Raw genomic sequence first — 15,923 nt, forward strand, 5'->3', positions numbered from 1 at the left:
GGCACTGGTCTATGGCCCGGCGCGTCCGGCACCGCGCCGCGACCCGGACCGGTCTTCGACCAGTCTGGCTCGGCGCGTCCGCAACCGCACGGCGACCCAGACCGGTCTTCGACCAGTCTGGCTCGGCGCGTCTGCGCCGCGCCGCGACCCAGACCGGTCGACCTATGGCTTGCGGGCGACCACGCCCAGTGCGGCGGGTTGGCGGGGTTCGCCGGCCTCCTCCGGATCGGGGTGCCAGTCGGTGATCGCCACGATCCCCGGCTCCACGATGTCGAGGCCGGCCAGCGCGTCGGCGAGCTGCTCCGGGCTGCGCACGAAGAACGGGGTGGGGGTCCGGTTGTAGAGCTGGCGGACCTCCTCCTGTTCGCCGCTCATCCTGCCGGCCTGCGTACCGTGTGACAGCGCCAGGTAACTGCCGGACACCAGCGGCTCGGCGATCTTCGTGACGATCCCCGGCGGATCGGCGTCGTCGGAGATGAAGTGCAGTACGGCGATCATCAGCACCGCGACCGGCTGGGAGAAGTCCAGCAGCTCCAGTACCTGCGGGTGGTACAGGATCTCCTCGGGCCGGCGCAGGTCGCCCTGGATCGCGTCGGCGTACGGGTTGCCGGTGAGGATCGCCCGGCTGTGTGACACGGCCACCGGATCGATGTCGACATAGACCACCCGGGACTCGGGTGCGATCTCCTGAGCGACCTCGTGGACGTTGCCCAGCGTGGGGATGCCCGACCCGATGTCAAGGAACTGACGTATCCCGGACTCGACCAGCCACTGCACGACCCGACCCAGGAACGCGCGGTTGGCGTAGGCGAGCTGGCTGATCCCGGGCCATGCCTTCTCCGCCAGATCCTTGAACTCCCGGTCCACGCCGAAGTTGTGGTAGCCGCCCAACGCACAGTCGTACACCCGCGCCGCGTTCGGCACGGTCACGTCCAGACCCTCGGGTACCCAATCCGGTTGATCCGCCACGACCACTCCCGTCCCGATCCCCTGCTCCGACTGTTCACCCTGTCATGCGCAAACCGGTCACGCGCCCACCGAGCCGGCGATATCCGGCACCACACGGCCCAGTGTGTCGGCCCGACCGGTCGAAGGGAAGGCCAAGCGCGCCACGCGGTGCGACGCGACCGCTACGGTGACCTGGTGCCGCTGACGTTTCCTTCGCACGCCGCCGCGGTGCTGCCCATCAAACTCGCCGCCCCGAGCAGGTGGGACGGCGTCGCGCTGGTCATCGGCTCGACATCACCCGACCTGCCGTACCTGGTGTACCCGTACGTGTGGTTCAACGCGCACACCTGGCTGGCGCTGGTGTGGTTCTGCGTACCGGTGACTCTGATCGGCACCCGGATCGCCCGCTGGGCGGCCCCGGCGACCGCGGCCCACCTGCCGAACCGAGGTGGCTTCGCGCTGCGCGACTACGGCGTACTCGGCCAGGTCCGGCACCGGTGGTACGTCACCGTGGGCTCCGCGTTCGTCGGGGCACTCACGCACGTCGTCTGGGACTCGTTCACGCACGCCCGCCCGGGACGCCTGTGGTCGCTGCACCCCCTGGACCGGATCGCGGTCGACGGCCAGCCGTGGTGGGCGGTCCTCCAGCTCGCCTCGACCGTCGTCGGGGCGCTGATCGCGGTGGGGTTCGCCTGGTACATCGGCCGGCGGCGCCTGATCGTCGCGTGGCACGGGGTGTCGCCACCGGTACCGGTGCGTCCCGGGCTGTTCTGGGCGGTCGTGGCGGTGGTGGTCGTCGCCGGGATCGCGCCGCAGCCGGTGCTCGCCGGGGTACACCTGGCCAACGTGCTGGGCGTCCGGCTGCTCGTCCTGGGCGCGGTCGCGCTGCTCGCCGCGACGGCCGTGACGCGCGTCACTCAGCGCGACCGGGTCAGCATCTAACCTTGGGCGCTGGACCTTCCCCCTGGGGCAAGCCGCACCATCACCTGTGCCGGTCGATTGGCCGGCGACTGATCTGGGTCGTGGCGAGGCGTCAGACGCGCCGAAGTCAGATTGGTCGCACGACTGATCTGGGTCGTCGTCGCGCGGCGTGAGACGCGCCGGGCCAGATTGGTCGCACGAGGAGGGCACCAGTGGGGCGGTGGGCGTGGAACTGCTGACGATCGGAGCGTTCGCCAGGGTCGCGCGACTGTCGCCGAAGGCTCTGCGGCTGTACGACGAACTCGAGTTGCTGCGGCCCGCCGCGGTGGATCGGGAGTCCGGGTACCGGTTCTACGATCCGGCACAGTTGGAGCGGGCCAGGCTGATCGCCTGGCTGCGACGGCTCGGGATGCCGCTGGCGCGCATCCGTGAGGTGTGCGAACTGGAGCCGGCCGCCGCCGCCGAGGCGGTGCGGCGGTACTGGGAGCGGGTCGTCGCGGACACCGAAGCGCGCGGGCAGCTGGCCACCTTCCTCGTCGGATATCTCTCGGGAAGGGGCAGCGCCATGGAAGAGGCGAACGCCACACTGGGCATCCGTTACGCGGCACGGTCGGAGCAGGGGTCGGTGCGCACGAGCAACGAAGACACCGCGTACGCGGGCGGGCGGCTGCTGGCCGTCGCCGACGGGATGCGCGGAGCGGGCGGGGACCGGGCCAGCGCCGCGGTGGTGGACGCCCTCAAACCGCTGGAGACCACGACGGTACCGGCCGGGGAGCTGTTGAACGCGCTCGCCGGGGCGGTCGACGAGGCCGAACGGGCGGTGCGCGGCATCGCCGAGTCGACGCCCTCCGGTGAGGCGGTCACCACGCTCACCGCGATGCTGTGGTCGGGTTCCCGGCTCGCCCTAGTGCACGTCGGCGACACCCGGGCGTACCTGCTGCGCGACGGGGAGCTGTTCCAGATCACCCACGACCACACGTACGTGCAGTCGCTGATCGACGAGGGGCGGCTGAGCCCGGACGAGGCCCTGTCGCACCCGCAGCGCTCGCTGCTGGTCCGCGCGCTGACCGGTACCGGCGGGTGCCGCCCGGACCTGTCGATGCACGAGGCCGCGGCCGGCGACCGGTACCTGCTGTGCTCGGACGGGCTGTCCGGCGTGGTACCGGAGGAGGCGTTGCGCACCGCGCTGACCGGCGGCGGCGACCCGGAGTCGGTACTGGGTGGGCTGATCGAGCTGGCGTACGCGGCCGGTGCGCCCGACAACATAGCGGCCGTGGTCGCGGATGTCGTCAGCGTCTGACCGGCCGTCCCGGTACCGGGCCGTCTCCGCCGCGCTGGCGACGCTGACCGATCGGCGCCTGGCCGAACTCGTGGACGCGGCCCCGGTCATCGCGACCGGAATCGGTGGCACCTCCGTCGCGCTGGCCGTCGAGGGGGTACCGGTCTTCGCGAAGCGGATCCCGCTGACCGACCTGGAGCGGCGCCCGGAGAACGTGCTGTCCACGGCGAACCTGTTCGGGCTGCCCGCCTTCTGCCAGTACGGTGTGGGCCCGGGCGCGCCGGGCTTCGGTGTGTGGCGCGAGGTCGCCGCGAACCTGATGACCACCGGCTGGGTGCTCACCGGGCAGTGCGACGGTTTTCCGCTGATGTACCACTGGCGGGTGTTGCCCGGGCCGCCGGCCCGGGAACCGAGCGCGGAGGATCGGGCGGAGCGGGAGCGGATGGTCGAGTTCTGGCACGGTTCGTCGGCCATCCGCGAACGGTTCGCGGCGGTGGCCGGCGCGTCGGCCAGCGTCGTGCTGTTCCTGGAACGGTTTCCCGGCAACCTGCGCGACTGGCTGAAGGCGGAGCTGTCCGGTGGCGACCCCGAGGCCATCCGCGCGGCGGCCGCCATGGTCGAGCGGCACCTGCGCACCGACGTCTCGTTCCTGAACTCCCACGGACTGCTGCACTTCGACGCCCACTTCGGCAACATCCTCACCGACGGCCGTCGGCTCTACCTCGCCGACTTCGGCCTCGCCACGTCACCGGACTTTCAGTTGTCGGCCGACGAGCGCGACTTCGTCGCGAGGAACCGCACGCACGACGGGTGCTACGCGGTCACCCAGCTGGTGAACTGGTTGGTGACCGGGCTGCTCGGGCTGCGGGATCCGGGGCCGCGCAACGAGTACGTCCGCCGGTGCGCGCAAACCGGTACGGCGCAAGGGATTCCGCCCGGAATAGCGGCCATCGTCACCCGGTACGCACCGGTCGCCGTGCTGATGAACGACTTCTACTGGACGCTGTACGGCCAGCGCCGGACCGAACCGTACCCGGCGGAGGGGATCGACCGGGTCTGCGCGGAAACCGGGTTCGAGCCGATCCTGCCGATCCAGTCGATCAGGCCCTGATCGTCCACTGTGGACCTCAGGGCGACGCCGTGCCGTAGCGGGCCGCGATCGCCTCGATGCCGCCCATGATCAGGTCGACACCGAAGGCGTAGTACCGCTCCGGGTCCGGCTCCTCCTCCAGCGTCCGCGCGTACGCCACCACCATCGGGTACTCGCAGGGCGACAGTGCCTCCATCGTCAGGCGGGCCTGCCGCCGGGACTCGGCGGCCTGTTCCGGTGTCACCGACGCGTGGTGTTCGGGCCGCGTCGCGATCAGGCCGGTGATGCCCTGCAACAGCTGCATCGCGACCCAGTAGCTCTCCTGCAGCCCGAGTCCGGCGCGGGCGAGCAGTTCCAGGGTGTCGTTGGTGGCGCGGGCGAAGCTCGCGGCCTTCTTCGCGTCGATGTTCTGCAGCAGGGCGGCCAGGCTCGGGTGCTCGCGCATGATGCCGATGACGGTCTCGATCATCCCGCGCAGCTGTCGCTGCCACCCGTCGGTGGCCTCACCGATCGGCGGCAGCGGGGCGAGCGCGTGGTCGGTCATGCCCAGCAGCAGCTCGTCCTTGTTCTTGAAGTGCCAGTAGGGCGCCATCGGCGACACGCCCAACTCCTGAGCCAGTCGCCGGATGGTGACCGCTTCCAGCCCCTCGCTGTCGGCGAGCCGCAACGCGCACTCGGCGACGGTCTGCCGGGTCAACCGCTCGTTCGCCACTTGACGACTATACAACGTACAGGTTAGATGTACGAAGTACATGTACTGCGTACAAGTACGTTGTACGGGGGCCAGAGAGGACGCCTGGGATGATCAACAGTCGGAGATGGTGGGCGCTGGTCGCGGTCGCGCTCGCCACGTTCATGACGTACCTGGACAACAACGTCGTCAATGTCGCGCTGCCGTCGATCCAGCGCGACCTGCACCTCACGATCTCCGGACTGGAGTGGATCGTGAGCGCGTACATCCTGGTGTTCGCCGGGCTGCTGGTGGCCGGCGGCCGGCTCGGCGACATCGTCGGCAAGCGGTCTGTGTTCTTCGCCGGGCTGGCGGTCTTCACCGTGTCGTCCCTGGTCTCCGGCCTGGCCGGCAGTCAGGAGATGCTGATCGGTGCCCGCGCCGCGCAGGGTGTCGGTGCGGCCCTGCTGACCCCGACGGCGCTGGCCCTGCTGCCGGTGCTGTTCCCCGACCCGCGGGAACGTGCCGCGGCCTTCGGCATCTGGGGCGGGGTGGGAGCCCTGGCACTGGCCGTCGGCCCGCTCGCCGGCGGCTACCTCAGCCAGCACGTCGACTGGGGCTGGATCTTCCTGGTCAACGTGCCGATCGGGGTCGTCACCGCGGTGCTGGCCGGGTTGTCTCTCCCTCCGGACGGCGAGCGCGGCAGGCGGAGGTTGGACCTGCCCGGGCTGGTCAGTTCCTCGGCGGCGCTGTTCGCGGTCACCTTCGCGCTCATCGAGGGGGAGCGGCGCGGATGGACCTCGGCCACGATCCTCGGCGCGTTCGCCGTCGCCGCGGTCGCCGCGGCGGCGTTCCTCGCCATCGAGGCACGCTCGGCGGATCCGATGGTCGACCTGTCGGTGTTCCGCGTCCGCGCCTTCAGCGGGGGCCTCGTGGCGATGGGCGGCTGGGCGTTCGGCGTGTTCGGGACGTACTTCTACACCGCCATCTACCTGCAGGACGTGCTCGGCTTCTCGCCCACCGAGGCGGGTGCGGGCTTCGTTCCGATGGCGCTGGTGATGTCGGTATTCGCGATCCTCGCGCCGCGCGTCGAGGCGCGCCTCGGAGTCAACCGCACGGTCGCCGTCGCACTCGCGCTGATGGCGGTGTCCATCGGGGTGCTCTCCACGCTCGGGGCGGGCGCCACGTATCCGGCGCTGCTGCCCTGGTTCCTGCTGTTCGGCGTGGGCGGCGGGCTGCTCGTACCGCTGACCAACGTCGTCATCGGCGTACTTCCGCCGGCGCGCTCGGGCATCGCCTCCGGGATCCTGAACGTCTCGCGCGAGGTGGCCGGCCTGATGGGTGTCGCGCTGCTCGGCGCGATCGTCAACTCCCGGGAGAACTCCGCCGCCGGGCCGGCGCTGGACCGGTTCCTGAGCGGGTACCAGCTCGCCCTGGTCGTCGGCGCGGTCATCGTGGCGGCCGGGGTGCCGGTGAGCCTGTTCGCCCTGCGCCGGGCGGCGCCGGTGGCGGTGGAGGCGGAAGCCGTCCCGGAGCCCAGCCTCGAGGCGATCTGATGGCCCACGCCCGTCACACTGCGGCCCGCCGCCTCGTCCATAGGGCATGAGAATCGCGATCGCCGGGGGCACCGGGACGCTGGGCCGGTACGTCGCCGAGGACCTGCGTACCCGGGGCCACGAGGTACGGGTACTCAGCCGCTCGTCGCGCGAGTACCGGGTCGACCTGCGCACCGGGGAGGGGCTGGAGGCGGCACTGGTCGGCTGCGATGCCGTGGTCGACGCCAGCAACGCCCGCAAGAAAGCGGCCGAGGTCCTGGTCGAGGGCTCACGCCGGCTGCTCGCCGCCGAGCGGGCGGCCGGCGTCGGTCACCACGTCTGCGTGTCCATCGTCGGCTGTGACCGGATGCCGATGGGGTACTACCGGGTGAAGGTCGCCCAGGAACGGGTGGTGGAGGCCGGCCCGGTGCCGTGGAGCGTGGTGCGCGCCACCCAGTTCCACGAACTGGTCGCCACCGTGTTCACCTTGGGCGGGCGGTGGCGGACGCTGCCGGTGCCACGCGCCGTCCTCCAGACCATCGCGGCCGTCGAGGCGGCCCGGGCGGTCGCCGACGTGGCGGAGGGCCCCGCGCTGCGAGGCCGGATCGACGTGGCCGGCCCGGTGGCGACGGGTGTCCGGGAGCTGGCCCGTACCTGGCGGTCGGTCACCGGCCGGCGGGCCCTGCTGGTACCGGTACCGATGCCGGGACGGCTCGGCCGGACGCTGCGCGCCGGCGCCGCGACCGAGCCGTCACCGGACGTACGCGGTACCACCTCATTCGCCGAATGGTTGGCCGCCGGGCAGTGATCCAGCGGGGCCGTGGGCGTACCGGTCCTCAGCCAGGGATTCGGGCCGGCCGGAACTGGTCCTGGATCCAGTTCGGGTACGCCATCGGCGGCTTGCTCACCTCGTCGAGTTCGGCGAGGTCCCGGTCGGTCAGGGCCAGCTCGCTGGCAGCGAGGTTGTCGGTGAGCTGGTCGAGCCTGCGGGCTCCGACGATGACGCTGGTGACCCCGCGCTGGGCCAGTAGCCAGGCCAGCGCGACCCGCGCCGGGCTCGCCTCGTGGCGGGCAGCGACGGCGCGGAGCACGTCGAGCACGGCCGCCCCGGCCTTCCGGTCGGTCGGCAGGAACCCGGACAGGTTCTGATCCGACTGCCGCCCCTCGGTGAAGGCGCCCGCGGCGTCCGTCTTGCCGGCGAGGAAGCCGCCCGCCAGTGGGCTCCACACGGTCAGAGCCAGTCCCTCGGCCTCGACCATCGGCACGATGTCGCGCTCCACGTCGCGCCCGACCAGCGAGTAGTACTCCTGGGTGGCGACGAAGCCGTTCAGTCCGTGCAGCGCGGCGATGCCCTGAGCCCTGCTGATCTGCCAGGCGGCCAGGTTGGCGCAGCCGATGTACCGGACCTTGCCCTGGGTCACCGCGTCGTCCAGGGCGCGGAGCACCTCGTCCAGCGGGGTGAGGTGGTCGAAGTTGTGGATCTGGTACAGGTCGATGTGGTCGGTGCCCAGCCGGCGCAGGCTGTCCTCCAACTCCTGCATCATGTGCAGCCGGGACAGGCCGAGCTGGTTGGGGCCTGGTCCCATCACGCCCATCACCTTCGTGGCCAGTACGACGTCCCGCCGCCGCTTGCCCAGGGCCTTGCCGAGCAGCTCCTCGCTCTGGCCGTCGGCGTACACGTTGGCGGTGTCCACGAAGTTGACCCCCGCGTCCAGCGCCGCGCCGACCAGCCGGTCGACATCCTGCTGGCCGAGACCCCCGATGCCGCCCCAGAGAGGGTGATCCGCGCCCCCGAAGGTCATCGCACCCAGGGACAGCTCGGAGACCCACACTCCGGTCCGACCCAACAAGCGGTATTTCACTCTTGGCTCCCTTTGCCGCTTTTTCCGCACGTTCACCGGCTCGACTTCTGCCGGACATAGTGCCGGACACTGTGTCCGGAGCAATGCTAGCGCGACAGGAGGGCCTGCTCAGGACGTGCGCGGCCGGCCCGGAGAGCGGCTCTAGGATTCGGGTATGCCATCGGTCACCCGGCGCCGCAGTCCGGATCCCGCCCGCCGTGCCTCGGTCGAGGCGCAGATCCTGGCCGCGACCGAACGGCTCCTCCGCGACGGCGCCAGCTTCACCGACCTCGGCGTCCAGCGGATCGCGGCCGAGGCGGGCGTCGCGCGGTCGACCTTCTACACCCACTTCAGCGACAAGTCGCAGCTGCTGATGCGGCTGGCCAACACGATGCAGACGACGGCCTTCGATCTCGTCGTGCGCTGGCAGCCGACCGGGCAGCCGGACGACCCGCAGCGCCTGATCGACGTCTTCCGCGAGGTCATCAAGCTGTACCGGCAGCACGCGGAGGTGCTGAAGGCGGTCAACGAAGTCTCGTCGTACGACGCGACGGTGCGGCAGTTCTGGAGTTCGAGGCTCGACCGGTTCCTGAACCGCACAGCCGAGGTACTCGTCGCCGAGCAGGAAGCCGGCCGGACCCGCGCCGACATCGACGCGGCCACCGCCGCCCGACTCATCGTCCTGGGCGGCGACCGTTTCCTGGCCCACCACGTGGCGACCGACGACGGCAGCGGAGACGAGGCGGCCGCCCGGGAGCTCGCGCTCACCTGGTGGCACGGGGTGCACCGGCGACCCGCCTGACCGGCCTCCTCCAACCCGGATCGACCCGATGTCCCTTGTGGACGGTCACCGATCTCGAGGTGCCCGCCAGCCGCCGCGGCTTCCGTCAGCCCGGTTTCCGCCGGCCCGGTTTCCGCCGGCCCGGTTTCCGTCGGCCCGGCGCGACCGGCGAGCACTTCGCGCCGGACGTACCTTCCCAAGCGCGCCAAGGCTGTTCTAGGTTGCCCGGATGGCAGACGAAGCTCAGACGCCCGTCGAGGAAGCACACGGCGAACTCTCCCTCGCCCGCATCGCCCTCGCCGAGGACGACCTGCACCACGCCGCCAACCATCTCGGCGGCGCGATCGGTCACGCGCCCGACCTTCCGGAGGTCCATGAACTGCTCGCCGCGCTGTCGACCCGGTGCCCCGACGGCGGGCTGAGCCTGTTTCCACTCGGCGCGCCGGCCTACATCGGAACCGTGGTGGCCCACGCCCACCTGCTCGCGCCGACCGACCCCGGTCAGGCGCTGGCTCTGCTCGCCGAGAGCACGGCCCACGACCCCGGCAAGCCGTGGGCCGACGTGTCCTGGGTACGGGCCGCCGACCTGCGCGCGATCGACCCGGACTCGCTGGTACGGGTGTTCGTCACGACCATGCGCAGCCTCACCGACCCGGTACCCGAAGCGGTCCGCCGGGCCAACGACGTCTACCTGGACCTGGCCCGGCGGGCGGTCGACGCGCACCCGGACCACGCGCTGCTGCACGGTGCCGCGGCCGGTGTCGGCCGCCGGTTCGGCGAGACGAAGCTCGCTGTGCGCTGGGGGGAGCGGGCCGTCGCACTGGACTTCAGCAAACTCACCGCGGTCTGGTACGCGTACGCGCTCAAGGCCGACGGCCAGCTCGACAAGGCGTTGGAGGTGATGCGCGAGGCCCGCGCGCGGTACCCGCTCGACCTGGACATCTGCGCGGACATGGCGAACTGGCTCACCGAGTTCGACCGGCTCGACGAGGCCCTGGCGCTGGTCGAAGAGGCCATGAGCGTCGACCCGTCGTACGACTGCGTCGTGCACACCGTGCACCGGTTGCGGTACCTGCGCGACGGCGACGCCAACCACCTGGTCGCACTCGTCGACTTCACGCGCGAGTTCCCGATCGACAGCCACGAGCACAGCGACCTGGAGGACAGCTGCCGCGGCCAGTACTGGCTCGGCATGCCGGCCGGGCCGACCGAGGCGTGCGTGAACGTGCTCAGCCAGATCCCCCGGGACGACCGGGGCAACGGGATCAGCATGTCGCTGTCGGCACTGGAGGTACCCAGCGCGCTGGCGTTGCTGCGCCGGGAGTGTCCGGGCCTGTCGACCGATATCGCCGGACCGCCGCCGGCCGACATGGTGACGCCGCTGCGCCCGGGCCGCGAACTGTGGCGCTACGACGGGATGAACGCGTCCCCGGCCGTACCGCCGCCGGCCGCGGCCAGCGTCGAGCTGCTGACCGGCGTCACCGCGCCGAGTTGGCCGCACCCGGTCGCCGCGTACGACCACGCCATGCCGCTCGGGCAGCTGCCGGTCGACGAACTGCTGTCGCTGCTGGTATACCCGCCGGCCCGGCCCGCCGAGTACGCGAGCCTGCCGGACGGCTGGTGGGAACGCAGCGCCGCGGTGTTCGCGTGCCTGGGCATCCTGCACTGCCAGGAACTGGCCTCGGGTACGCCGGGCGACACCCGGGCACAGCGCGCGGTGCTGACCGAGATCGCCTACGGCATCGAGGACTGGGCGGTCGAGGCGGCGCTGTTCGCGCTGACCGTGTCGGCGTGGCTGGACCCGGCCGTGCGGGACGAGGTGCGCGACTCCGTGGGCCGGCGGTTCGTCACCGCGATGGAAGCCAGCCGCAACCGGGTGGTGACCATCCTGTCGTCGCTGGCGACCCTCGTGCGGATCGTTCCCGGGATGATTCCCGAGGTCACCTCGCTGGCTCAGGACGTGCTGCGCCGCGAGGAGGAGGAGCGGGAGACGCGGGACGAGCGGACGCCGGGGCAGCGGGTACCAGCGCAGCGGACCCCGGAGTCGGCGCCGGACAACCAGTCGGCGCCGGACAGCAAGCGGTCGGCGCTGCGGCGGTTCCTGCGCGGCGGCAAGCGCTGACGGCGGCGAAGTCGAGCGCGGTCCTCTAGCACTGCGCGGATTACTGACGAAAGACAGGGGTGACCGGCGCCGATAGTGCGGTCCGCCCGACCTTGGCGATCCCTAGCGTCATGCGCATGACGGACGACTGGTCTGGGTCGTTGCGCGGCGTGAGACGTGCCGAGCCAGACCGGTCGGGAAACCCAAGGGAGACAACATGATCGCGTTGCGCGGGCTGACCAAGCGGTACGGCGCCGTGACCGCCGTCGACAACCTGTCGATCGACATCGCGCCCGGCCGGGTGACCGGGTTTCTCGGGCCCAACGGCGCCGGGAAGTCCACCACCATGCGGATGATCCTCGGCCTCGACCGACCCAGCGCCGGGACCGCGCGGGTGGGCGGCCGGCCGTACACCACGCTGCGGTACTCGCTGCGGGAGGTCGGCGCGCTGCTGGACGCGAAGGCGGCGCACCCGGGGCGCACCGCGCGCAACCACCTGCGCGCCATGGCCCGCAGCAACGGCATCGCCGCCGGGCGGGTGGACGAGGTACTGGCGTCGGTCGGGCTGACCGAGGTCGCCGGCAAGCGGGCCGGCACGTACTCGCTGGGCATGGGGCAGCGGCTCGGCATCGCCGGCGCCCTGCTCGGTGACCCGCCGGTGCTGATGTTCGACGAGCCGGTCAACGGGCTGGATCCGGACGGTGTGCGCTGGGTACGCCAGCTCATGCGGTCGCTGGCGGCCGAGGGCCGGACCGTCTTCGTGTCCAGCCACCTGATGAGCGAGATGCAGCTGACCGCCGACCACCTGGTGGTCATCGGCAAGGGCCGGCTCATCGCCGATGCCCCGATCACCGAGGTCATCGCGGGAAGCTCGTTGACCGCCGTGCGGGTACGCGGCCCGGAACCGGCCGGGCTCGCCGCGCTGCGGGACCGGCTTGCCGGCCACGGCGCGCAGGTGGAGTCCGCCGCCGGTGGGCTGGTCGTCACCGGCGTCACCGTGGAGGAGGTCGGCGACCTGGCGCACCAGCTCGGCGTACATCTGCACGAGCTGAGTACCCGCGAGGCGTCGCTGGAGCAGGCATACATGGAGCTGACCGCGGACAGCGTGGAGTACGCCGCGCCCGCGCCGAACGGGAGGGTGGCGTGATGGCGGTACGAGAGGCGGTCCGGCCGGGCAACGGACCGGGCAGCACCCGCGGCGGTGGCTTGGGCGGCGCCATCGGCACCGAGTGGATCAAGCTGTGGTCCATCCGGTCTACCTGGTGGAGCCTGCTGGCCAGCGCGGTCCTGATGGCGGCGGCGAGCCTGCAGTACGCCATCTACGCGACGAACTCCAACACCAACGCCGACCCGACTGACAACCAGGGCGTCGTGGCGGTCGGCAAGACCGGGATCCAGTCGCTGGGGATCGCCCAGTTCGCGATCGTCGCGCTCGCCATGCTCGTCATCACCACCGAGTACTCGACCGGAACGATCCGCGCCACCCTCCAGTGGGTACCGCGCCGGGACCGCATGCTGCTGGCCAAGACCGCGGTCGCCGGGGTGGTCATCCTCGCCGCCGGGACTCTGCTGGGAATCCTCGGCGCGCTCGTCGCCGCGCCGATGCTCGGCAAGTGGGGGAGGTTCCCGATGCCGGGTACCGTCGCCGACGTGCTGGCCATCGGCGTGTACCTGGCGCTGATCGGCCTGTTCACGCTCGGCCTCGGCGCGGCCATGCGCAGCGCGGTGGCGACACTCGTCACCGTCTTCCTGATCCTCACCGTCGTGCCGGCGGTGCTGGAGAACAGCCACGTCACCGTGTTCGTCGACGCGGCCCGGTGGCTGCCCTCCGTGGCCGGGGAGCACTTCATGCTCCGCGACAGCACGCCGTACCCGGCCGGGGTCGGGCTGGTGGTGGTCGTGGCGTGGGCGGTCGCCGCGTTGGCGGCTGGGTATTTGGTACTGCGCGGGCGCGACGCCTGAACGCAGCCGGAGCCGGTTTGTGGCGGAGAGCCGGCCGGCTCCCGGCCGCGAGTGAGCAACGGGCTGGCCGTCACCCGTCGGGGTCGGCCAGCCCGGCCTCGTGCGCGATGACGGCGGCCTGTACCCGGTTGCGTACCCCGAGCCGGGTGAGGATGGCGCTCACGTAGCTCTTGACCGTCCCCTCGACGAGGAACAGCCGGCGGGCGATCTCGGCGTTGGACAGCCCCGCCCCGAGCAGCGCCAGCACGTCGCGTTCCCGGTCGGTGAGCGCCTCGATCCGGGAGCGGGCGGTGGCGGCCCGGGACGCTCCGCCGGCCCGCAGCGCCGTGATGACCCGGTGGGTGACCTGAGGAGACAGGTACGCGGCCCCGCCGGCAACCGCCCGTACGCCGGCGATCAGGTCGCGCGGGTCGCCGGACTTGAGCAGGAAACCGCTCGCCCCGCCGTCGAGCGCCCGGGCGATGTAGTCGTCCTCCCCGAACGTGGTCAGCATGACCGCCGCGGTCTCCGGTACCAGCCGGCGGATCTCGGTGGCCGCGGCGAGCCCGTCGAGCCGGGGCATCCTGATGTCCAGCAGCGCGACCTGCGGCCGGTGCCGCCGGGCGAGGTCGACAGCCTCCCGCCCGTCGGCCGCCTCGGCGACCACCTCGATGGCCGGGTCGGCGGACAGGATCGCCCGTACCCCGGCGCGGATCACCGCCTCGTCGTCGGCCAGCAGCACCCGAATTGGCGTGTCCCGCGTCACCGCTGTGTCCAATCGCGTACGTCGTCCTTCGACACCAGCCGGCCACCGGCGAAGCACAGCCGGTAGGTGGCCTGCGCGAACGGGAAGTTGCCGTCGGTGTAGAACTCGCAGGCCGATCCGGGCGGCGTGGGGTGTTCCGGGTACGCCGGGCGGTCCATCGCCTGCCTCGCCGGGAGTACCGACGCCAGATCCGCCCGCTGATCGCCGACGCGCAGCCGGGCGAAGTCGCCGGCCACCAGTACCGAGTCGAAGGTGGCGAACGAGTAGTAGCCGAGGCCGAGCACCACCGCGCTCGCCACCGGCGCGATAAGGGCAGTGGCGAGGCTGCGCCGGGCACGCCGCTGGGCCGCGTGCCGCTGCCGCGCGGAGCCCGACGCCGGCAACGGCGACCAGCCGCCGGGCCCGGTGCCCGTGAGCCCTGCCGCGTCTGGGGAGCGTGCGGGGTCCGCGGGCCCCGCCGCGTCTGGGGAGGGTGCGTGGTCCGCGAGCCCCGCCGCCGCCTCGCTCGGCAGCCGGGCGACCAGCCGGAAGCCGCCGTCGTACGGGCCGGCGTGCAGCGTGCCGCCGGCCAGCCGTACCCGTTCGGTGAGCCCGACCAGTCCGGTACCGCCGGGATCCGGGCCGTCGCGGCGGGCGGCCGGCAGCGGGCCGGCCGGCGGCGGGTCGTTGGTGACCGTGACCGTGAGCTCCTTCGCCGCGTGCGTCACGAGGACGGTGACCGCCGCCCCGGGCGCGTGCTTCGCGGCGTTGGTCAGCGACTCCTGAACGACCCGGTACACCGCCCGGTCGAGCATCGGCGCCGGCCGCGCCGGGTCCCCGTTGACCCGGAGCCGCACCGCCAGGCCCGATCGGCGAGCCCGGTCGACCAGGTCGGACACCGTCTCGTGCACCGGCTCCAGGGGCGCCGGCTCGGTACCGTCGCGCAGGACGCCGATGATGTCGCGCAGCCGCTCGATCGCGGCCCCCGTGTTTGCCCGCAGCTCGCTCGCCGCCCGGCGCCGCTGTTCGAGATCCGGGGAGACTTCCAGTGCGCCGGCGCGCAGCGCGATCAGGCTCAACTCGTGGCCGAGGGAGTCGTGCATGTCCTGCGCGATCCGCGCACGTTCCCGCAGCCGGGCCTGCTCGGCGATGAACTCGCGCTCGCGTTCCAGTTGCTCGGCCCGTTCCCAGCCGGCGCGCTCCAGTTCCCGGTGCTGGCGCAGGTACCGGCCCACCAACCAGGGCAGGACTCCGGCGAACAGCAGGGTGGCGGTCAGGACGAACCAGGTCACCGCGCTGGTGTCGAGCACCACGACATTGATGACCGTGCCCGCAACCACGATCGCCGCGAATCCCAGGGCGGCCGGCCGCGCGGTCCGCATCCGGATGCCCACCAGGTAGCTCATCACCGGGATGGCGAATGCGGCGTTGCCGTCCTGCAGCGTCCAGGTCACCACGATCACGAGCGAGGCGAGCGGGTACCGCCGGCTGGCCGCGACCGCCACCGCCAGCAGGGCGAGGGTGAACAGGGCTCGCCAGTTCGCCGCCGCGCTCCACGGTGGCGAGATCAGCGCGGTCGCGGCAGGGAGCGACAGGGCTGCCCACAGCAGCACGTCCAGCAGCACGGGCAGCCGCCGGCCCCGACGTATCCACCCGGTCCATCCCGCCACCCGACGAGGGTACAAGCGGTCCGGCCTGCGCCATCACTGCCGAAAGTCAGGGGTGGGCGGTGTCAGGCGGCGGGTACCGGGTAGGGAGTCGGGGCGTACTCGAACCCGGTACGCTGGGTAAGCGTACGAGATAAACCGACCGGCCTGGATCGACCCATCGGGCGTGGTACCGCAGCCGGCGACGGATCGTCCGCTCCCACCGGACCCGCGGCCGACCGCCCGCCGGCCGGCGAATCCATCGACCGCCACCGGTCCCATCCGGTGACCGTCCAGGAAGCGGAGGACCGTGATAGCGCCGATCGGTGACGTCGGCGGCGCCCTTGAGCAGGGTCGCCGGGACGACCCTCCGCCGCCCGGGTTTGTCACCGAGCTCGAAGCCGCCTGTCACCCCCACCCCGCGG

14 protein-coding genes are annotated in these 15,923 nt (G+C 72.0%); 9 read left to right on the forward strand and 5 right to left on the reverse strand.

What is annotated here, in order from left to right; translation table 11 throughout:
• Positions 1 to 162: 162 nt before the first annotated feature.
• Positions 163 to 969 carry an SAM-dependent methyltransferase gene (locus Raf01_RS25590; protein WP_203920545.1) on the reverse strand — a complete coding sequence of 269 codons (807 nt, stop codon included), beginning with the start codon at positions 967 to 969 and terminating at the stop codon, positions 163 to 165.
• A 174-nt stretch (positions 970 to 1,143) separates the two neighbouring features.
• Between Raf01_RS25590 and Raf01_RS25595 the strand changes: the two genes are divergently transcribed.
• The 3 genes from Raf01_RS25595 (at position 1,144) to Raf01_RS25605 (ending at position 4,259) form a co-directional block, all read left to right on the forward strand.
• Positions 1,144 to 1,890, forward strand: coding sequence for a DUF4184 family protein (locus Raf01_RS25595; RefSeq protein WP_203920546.1), 747 nt, complete (start codon positions 1,144 to 1,146; stop codon positions 1,888 to 1,890).
• Positions 1,891 to 2,095: 205 nt separating this feature from the next.
• A complete protein-coding gene (locus Raf01_RS25600; protein ID WP_203920547.1) occupies positions 2,096 to 3,169 on the forward strand; it encodes a MerR family transcriptional regulator in 1,074 nt (357 codons plus the stop codon).
• Positions 3,153 to 4,259: a protein kinase family protein gene (locus Raf01_RS25605; RefSeq protein WP_203920548.1), complete on the forward strand. Its 1,107-nt coding sequence runs from the start codon at positions 3,153 to 3,155 to the stop codon at positions 4,257 to 4,259. Before Raf01_RS25600 ends, Raf01_RS25605 begins: the two co-directional genes overlap by 17 nt.
• 16 nt (positions 4,260 to 4,275) lie before the next feature.
• Here Raf01_RS25605 and Raf01_RS25610 read toward each other — a convergent pair whose 3' ends face one another.
• The gene (locus Raf01_RS25610) at positions 4,276 to 4,950 is read right to left on the reverse strand and encodes a TetR/AcrR family transcriptional regulator (protein ID WP_239133897.1); all 675 of its coding nucleotides are present in this window, start codon (positions 4,948 to 4,950) and stop codon (positions 4,276 to 4,278) included.
• Positions 4,951 to 5,039: 89 nt separating this feature from the next.
• Here Raf01_RS25610 and Raf01_RS25615 point away from each other — a divergent pair, with 89 nt between their 5' ends.
• Together Raf01_RS25615 and Raf01_RS25620 are read left to right on the forward strand one after the other, a co-directional pair.
• Complete coding sequence (locus Raf01_RS25615; protein WP_203920550.1) at positions 5,040 to 6,464, forward strand: MFS transporter; 1,425 nt, start codon at positions 5,040 to 5,042, stop codon at positions 6,462 to 6,464.
• A 46-nt stretch (positions 6,465 to 6,510) separates the two neighbouring features.
• On the forward strand, positions 6,511 to 7,251 hold the full coding sequence (locus Raf01_RS25620) for an SDR family oxidoreductase (protein WP_203920551.1): 741 nt from the start codon (positions 6,511 to 6,513) through the stop codon (positions 7,249 to 7,251).
• 28 nt (positions 7,252 to 7,279) lie between these two features.
• Here Raf01_RS25620 and Raf01_RS25625 read toward each other — a convergent pair whose 3' ends face one another.
• Positions 7,280 to 8,305, reverse strand: coding sequence for an aldo/keto reductase (locus Raf01_RS25625; RefSeq protein WP_203920552.1), 1,026 nt, complete (start codon positions 8,303 to 8,305; stop codon positions 7,280 to 7,282).
• Between the two features lie 154 nt (positions 8,306 to 8,459).
• On the opposite strand from Raf01_RS25625, the gene Raf01_RS25630 reads away from it, so the two are divergent.
• The 4 genes from Raf01_RS25630 to Raf01_RS25645 all read left to right on the forward strand — a co-directional run bounded on the left by Raf01_RS25630 (position 8,460) and on the right by Raf01_RS25645 (position 13,128).
• Positions 8,460 to 9,086: a TetR/AcrR family transcriptional regulator gene (locus Raf01_RS25630; protein WP_203920553.1), complete on the forward strand. Its 627-nt coding sequence runs from the start codon at positions 8,460 to 8,462 to the stop codon at positions 9,084 to 9,086.
• 208 nt (positions 9,087 to 9,294) lie between these two features.
• Positions 9,295 to 11,187, forward strand: coding sequence for a tetratricopeptide repeat protein (locus Raf01_RS25635; RefSeq protein WP_203920554.1), 1,893 nt, complete (start codon positions 9,295 to 9,297; stop codon positions 11,185 to 11,187).
• 196 nt (positions 11,188 to 11,383) lie between these two features.
• Positions 11,384 to 12,313, forward strand: coding sequence for an ABC transporter ATP-binding protein (locus Raf01_RS25640; protein ID WP_203920555.1), 930 nt, complete (start codon positions 11,384 to 11,386; stop codon positions 12,311 to 12,313).
• The gene (locus Raf01_RS25645; RefSeq protein WP_203920556.1) at positions 12,313 to 13,128 is read left to right on the forward strand and encodes an ABC transporter permease; all 816 of its coding nucleotides are present in this window, start codon (positions 12,313 to 12,315) and stop codon (positions 13,126 to 13,128) included. The genes Raf01_RS25640 and Raf01_RS25645 overlap by 1 nt, the downstream gene beginning before the upstream one ends.
• Before the next feature lie 70 nt (positions 13,129 to 13,198).
• Here the strand turns inward: Raf01_RS25645 and Raf01_RS25650 are convergent, their stop codons facing one another.
• Entirely contained in the window at positions 13,199 to 13,873 is a 675-nt protein-coding gene (locus Raf01_RS25650) for a response regulator (protein WP_239133898.1), read from the reverse strand.
• Positions 13,870 to 15,522 carry a sensor histidine kinase gene (locus Raf01_RS25655; RefSeq protein WP_239133899.1) on the reverse strand — a complete coding sequence of 551 codons (1,653 nt, stop codon included), beginning with the start codon at positions 15,520 to 15,522 and terminating at the stop codon, positions 13,870 to 13,872. The genes Raf01_RS25650 and Raf01_RS25655 overlap by 4 nt, the downstream gene beginning before the upstream one ends.
• Positions 15,523 to 15,923 lie beyond the last annotated feature (401 nt).

This window comes from Rugosimonospora africana, from assembly GCF_016862975.1.
Taxonomy (GTDB): Bacteria; Actinomycetota; Actinomycetes; order Mycobacteriales; family Micromonosporaceae; genus Rugosimonospora; species Rugosimonospora africana.

Bases quoted from the DNA above. Each gene is read 5' to 3' on its own strand.
- Raf01_RS25645 (WP_203920556.1), top strand. From the start codon at position 12,313: ATGGCGGTACGAGAGGCGGTCCGGCCGGGCAACGGACCGGGCAGCACC.
- Raf01_RS25630 (WP_203920553.1), top strand. From the start codon at position 8,460: ATGCCATCGGTCACCCGGCGCCGCAGTCCGGATCCCGCCCGCCGTGCC.
- Raf01_RS25640 (WP_203920555.1), top strand. From the start codon at position 11,384: ATGATCGCGTTGCGCGGGCTGACCAAGCGGTACGGCGCCGTGACCGCC.
- Raf01_RS25615 (WP_203920550.1), top strand. From the start codon at position 5,040: ATGATCAACAGTCGGAGATGGTGGGCGCTGGTCGCGGTCGCGCTCGCC.
- Raf01_RS25605 (WP_203920548.1), top strand. From the start codon at position 3,153: ATGTCGTCAGCGTCTGACCGGCCGTCCCGGTACCGGGCCGTCTCCGCC.
- Raf01_RS25635 (WP_203920554.1), top strand. From the start codon at position 9,295: ATGGCAGACGAAGCTCAGACGCCCGTCGAGGAAGCACACGGCGAACTC.
- Raf01_RS25620 (WP_203920551.1), top strand. From the start codon at position 6,511: ATGAGAATCGCGATCGCCGGGGGCACCGGGACGCTGGGCCGGTACGTC.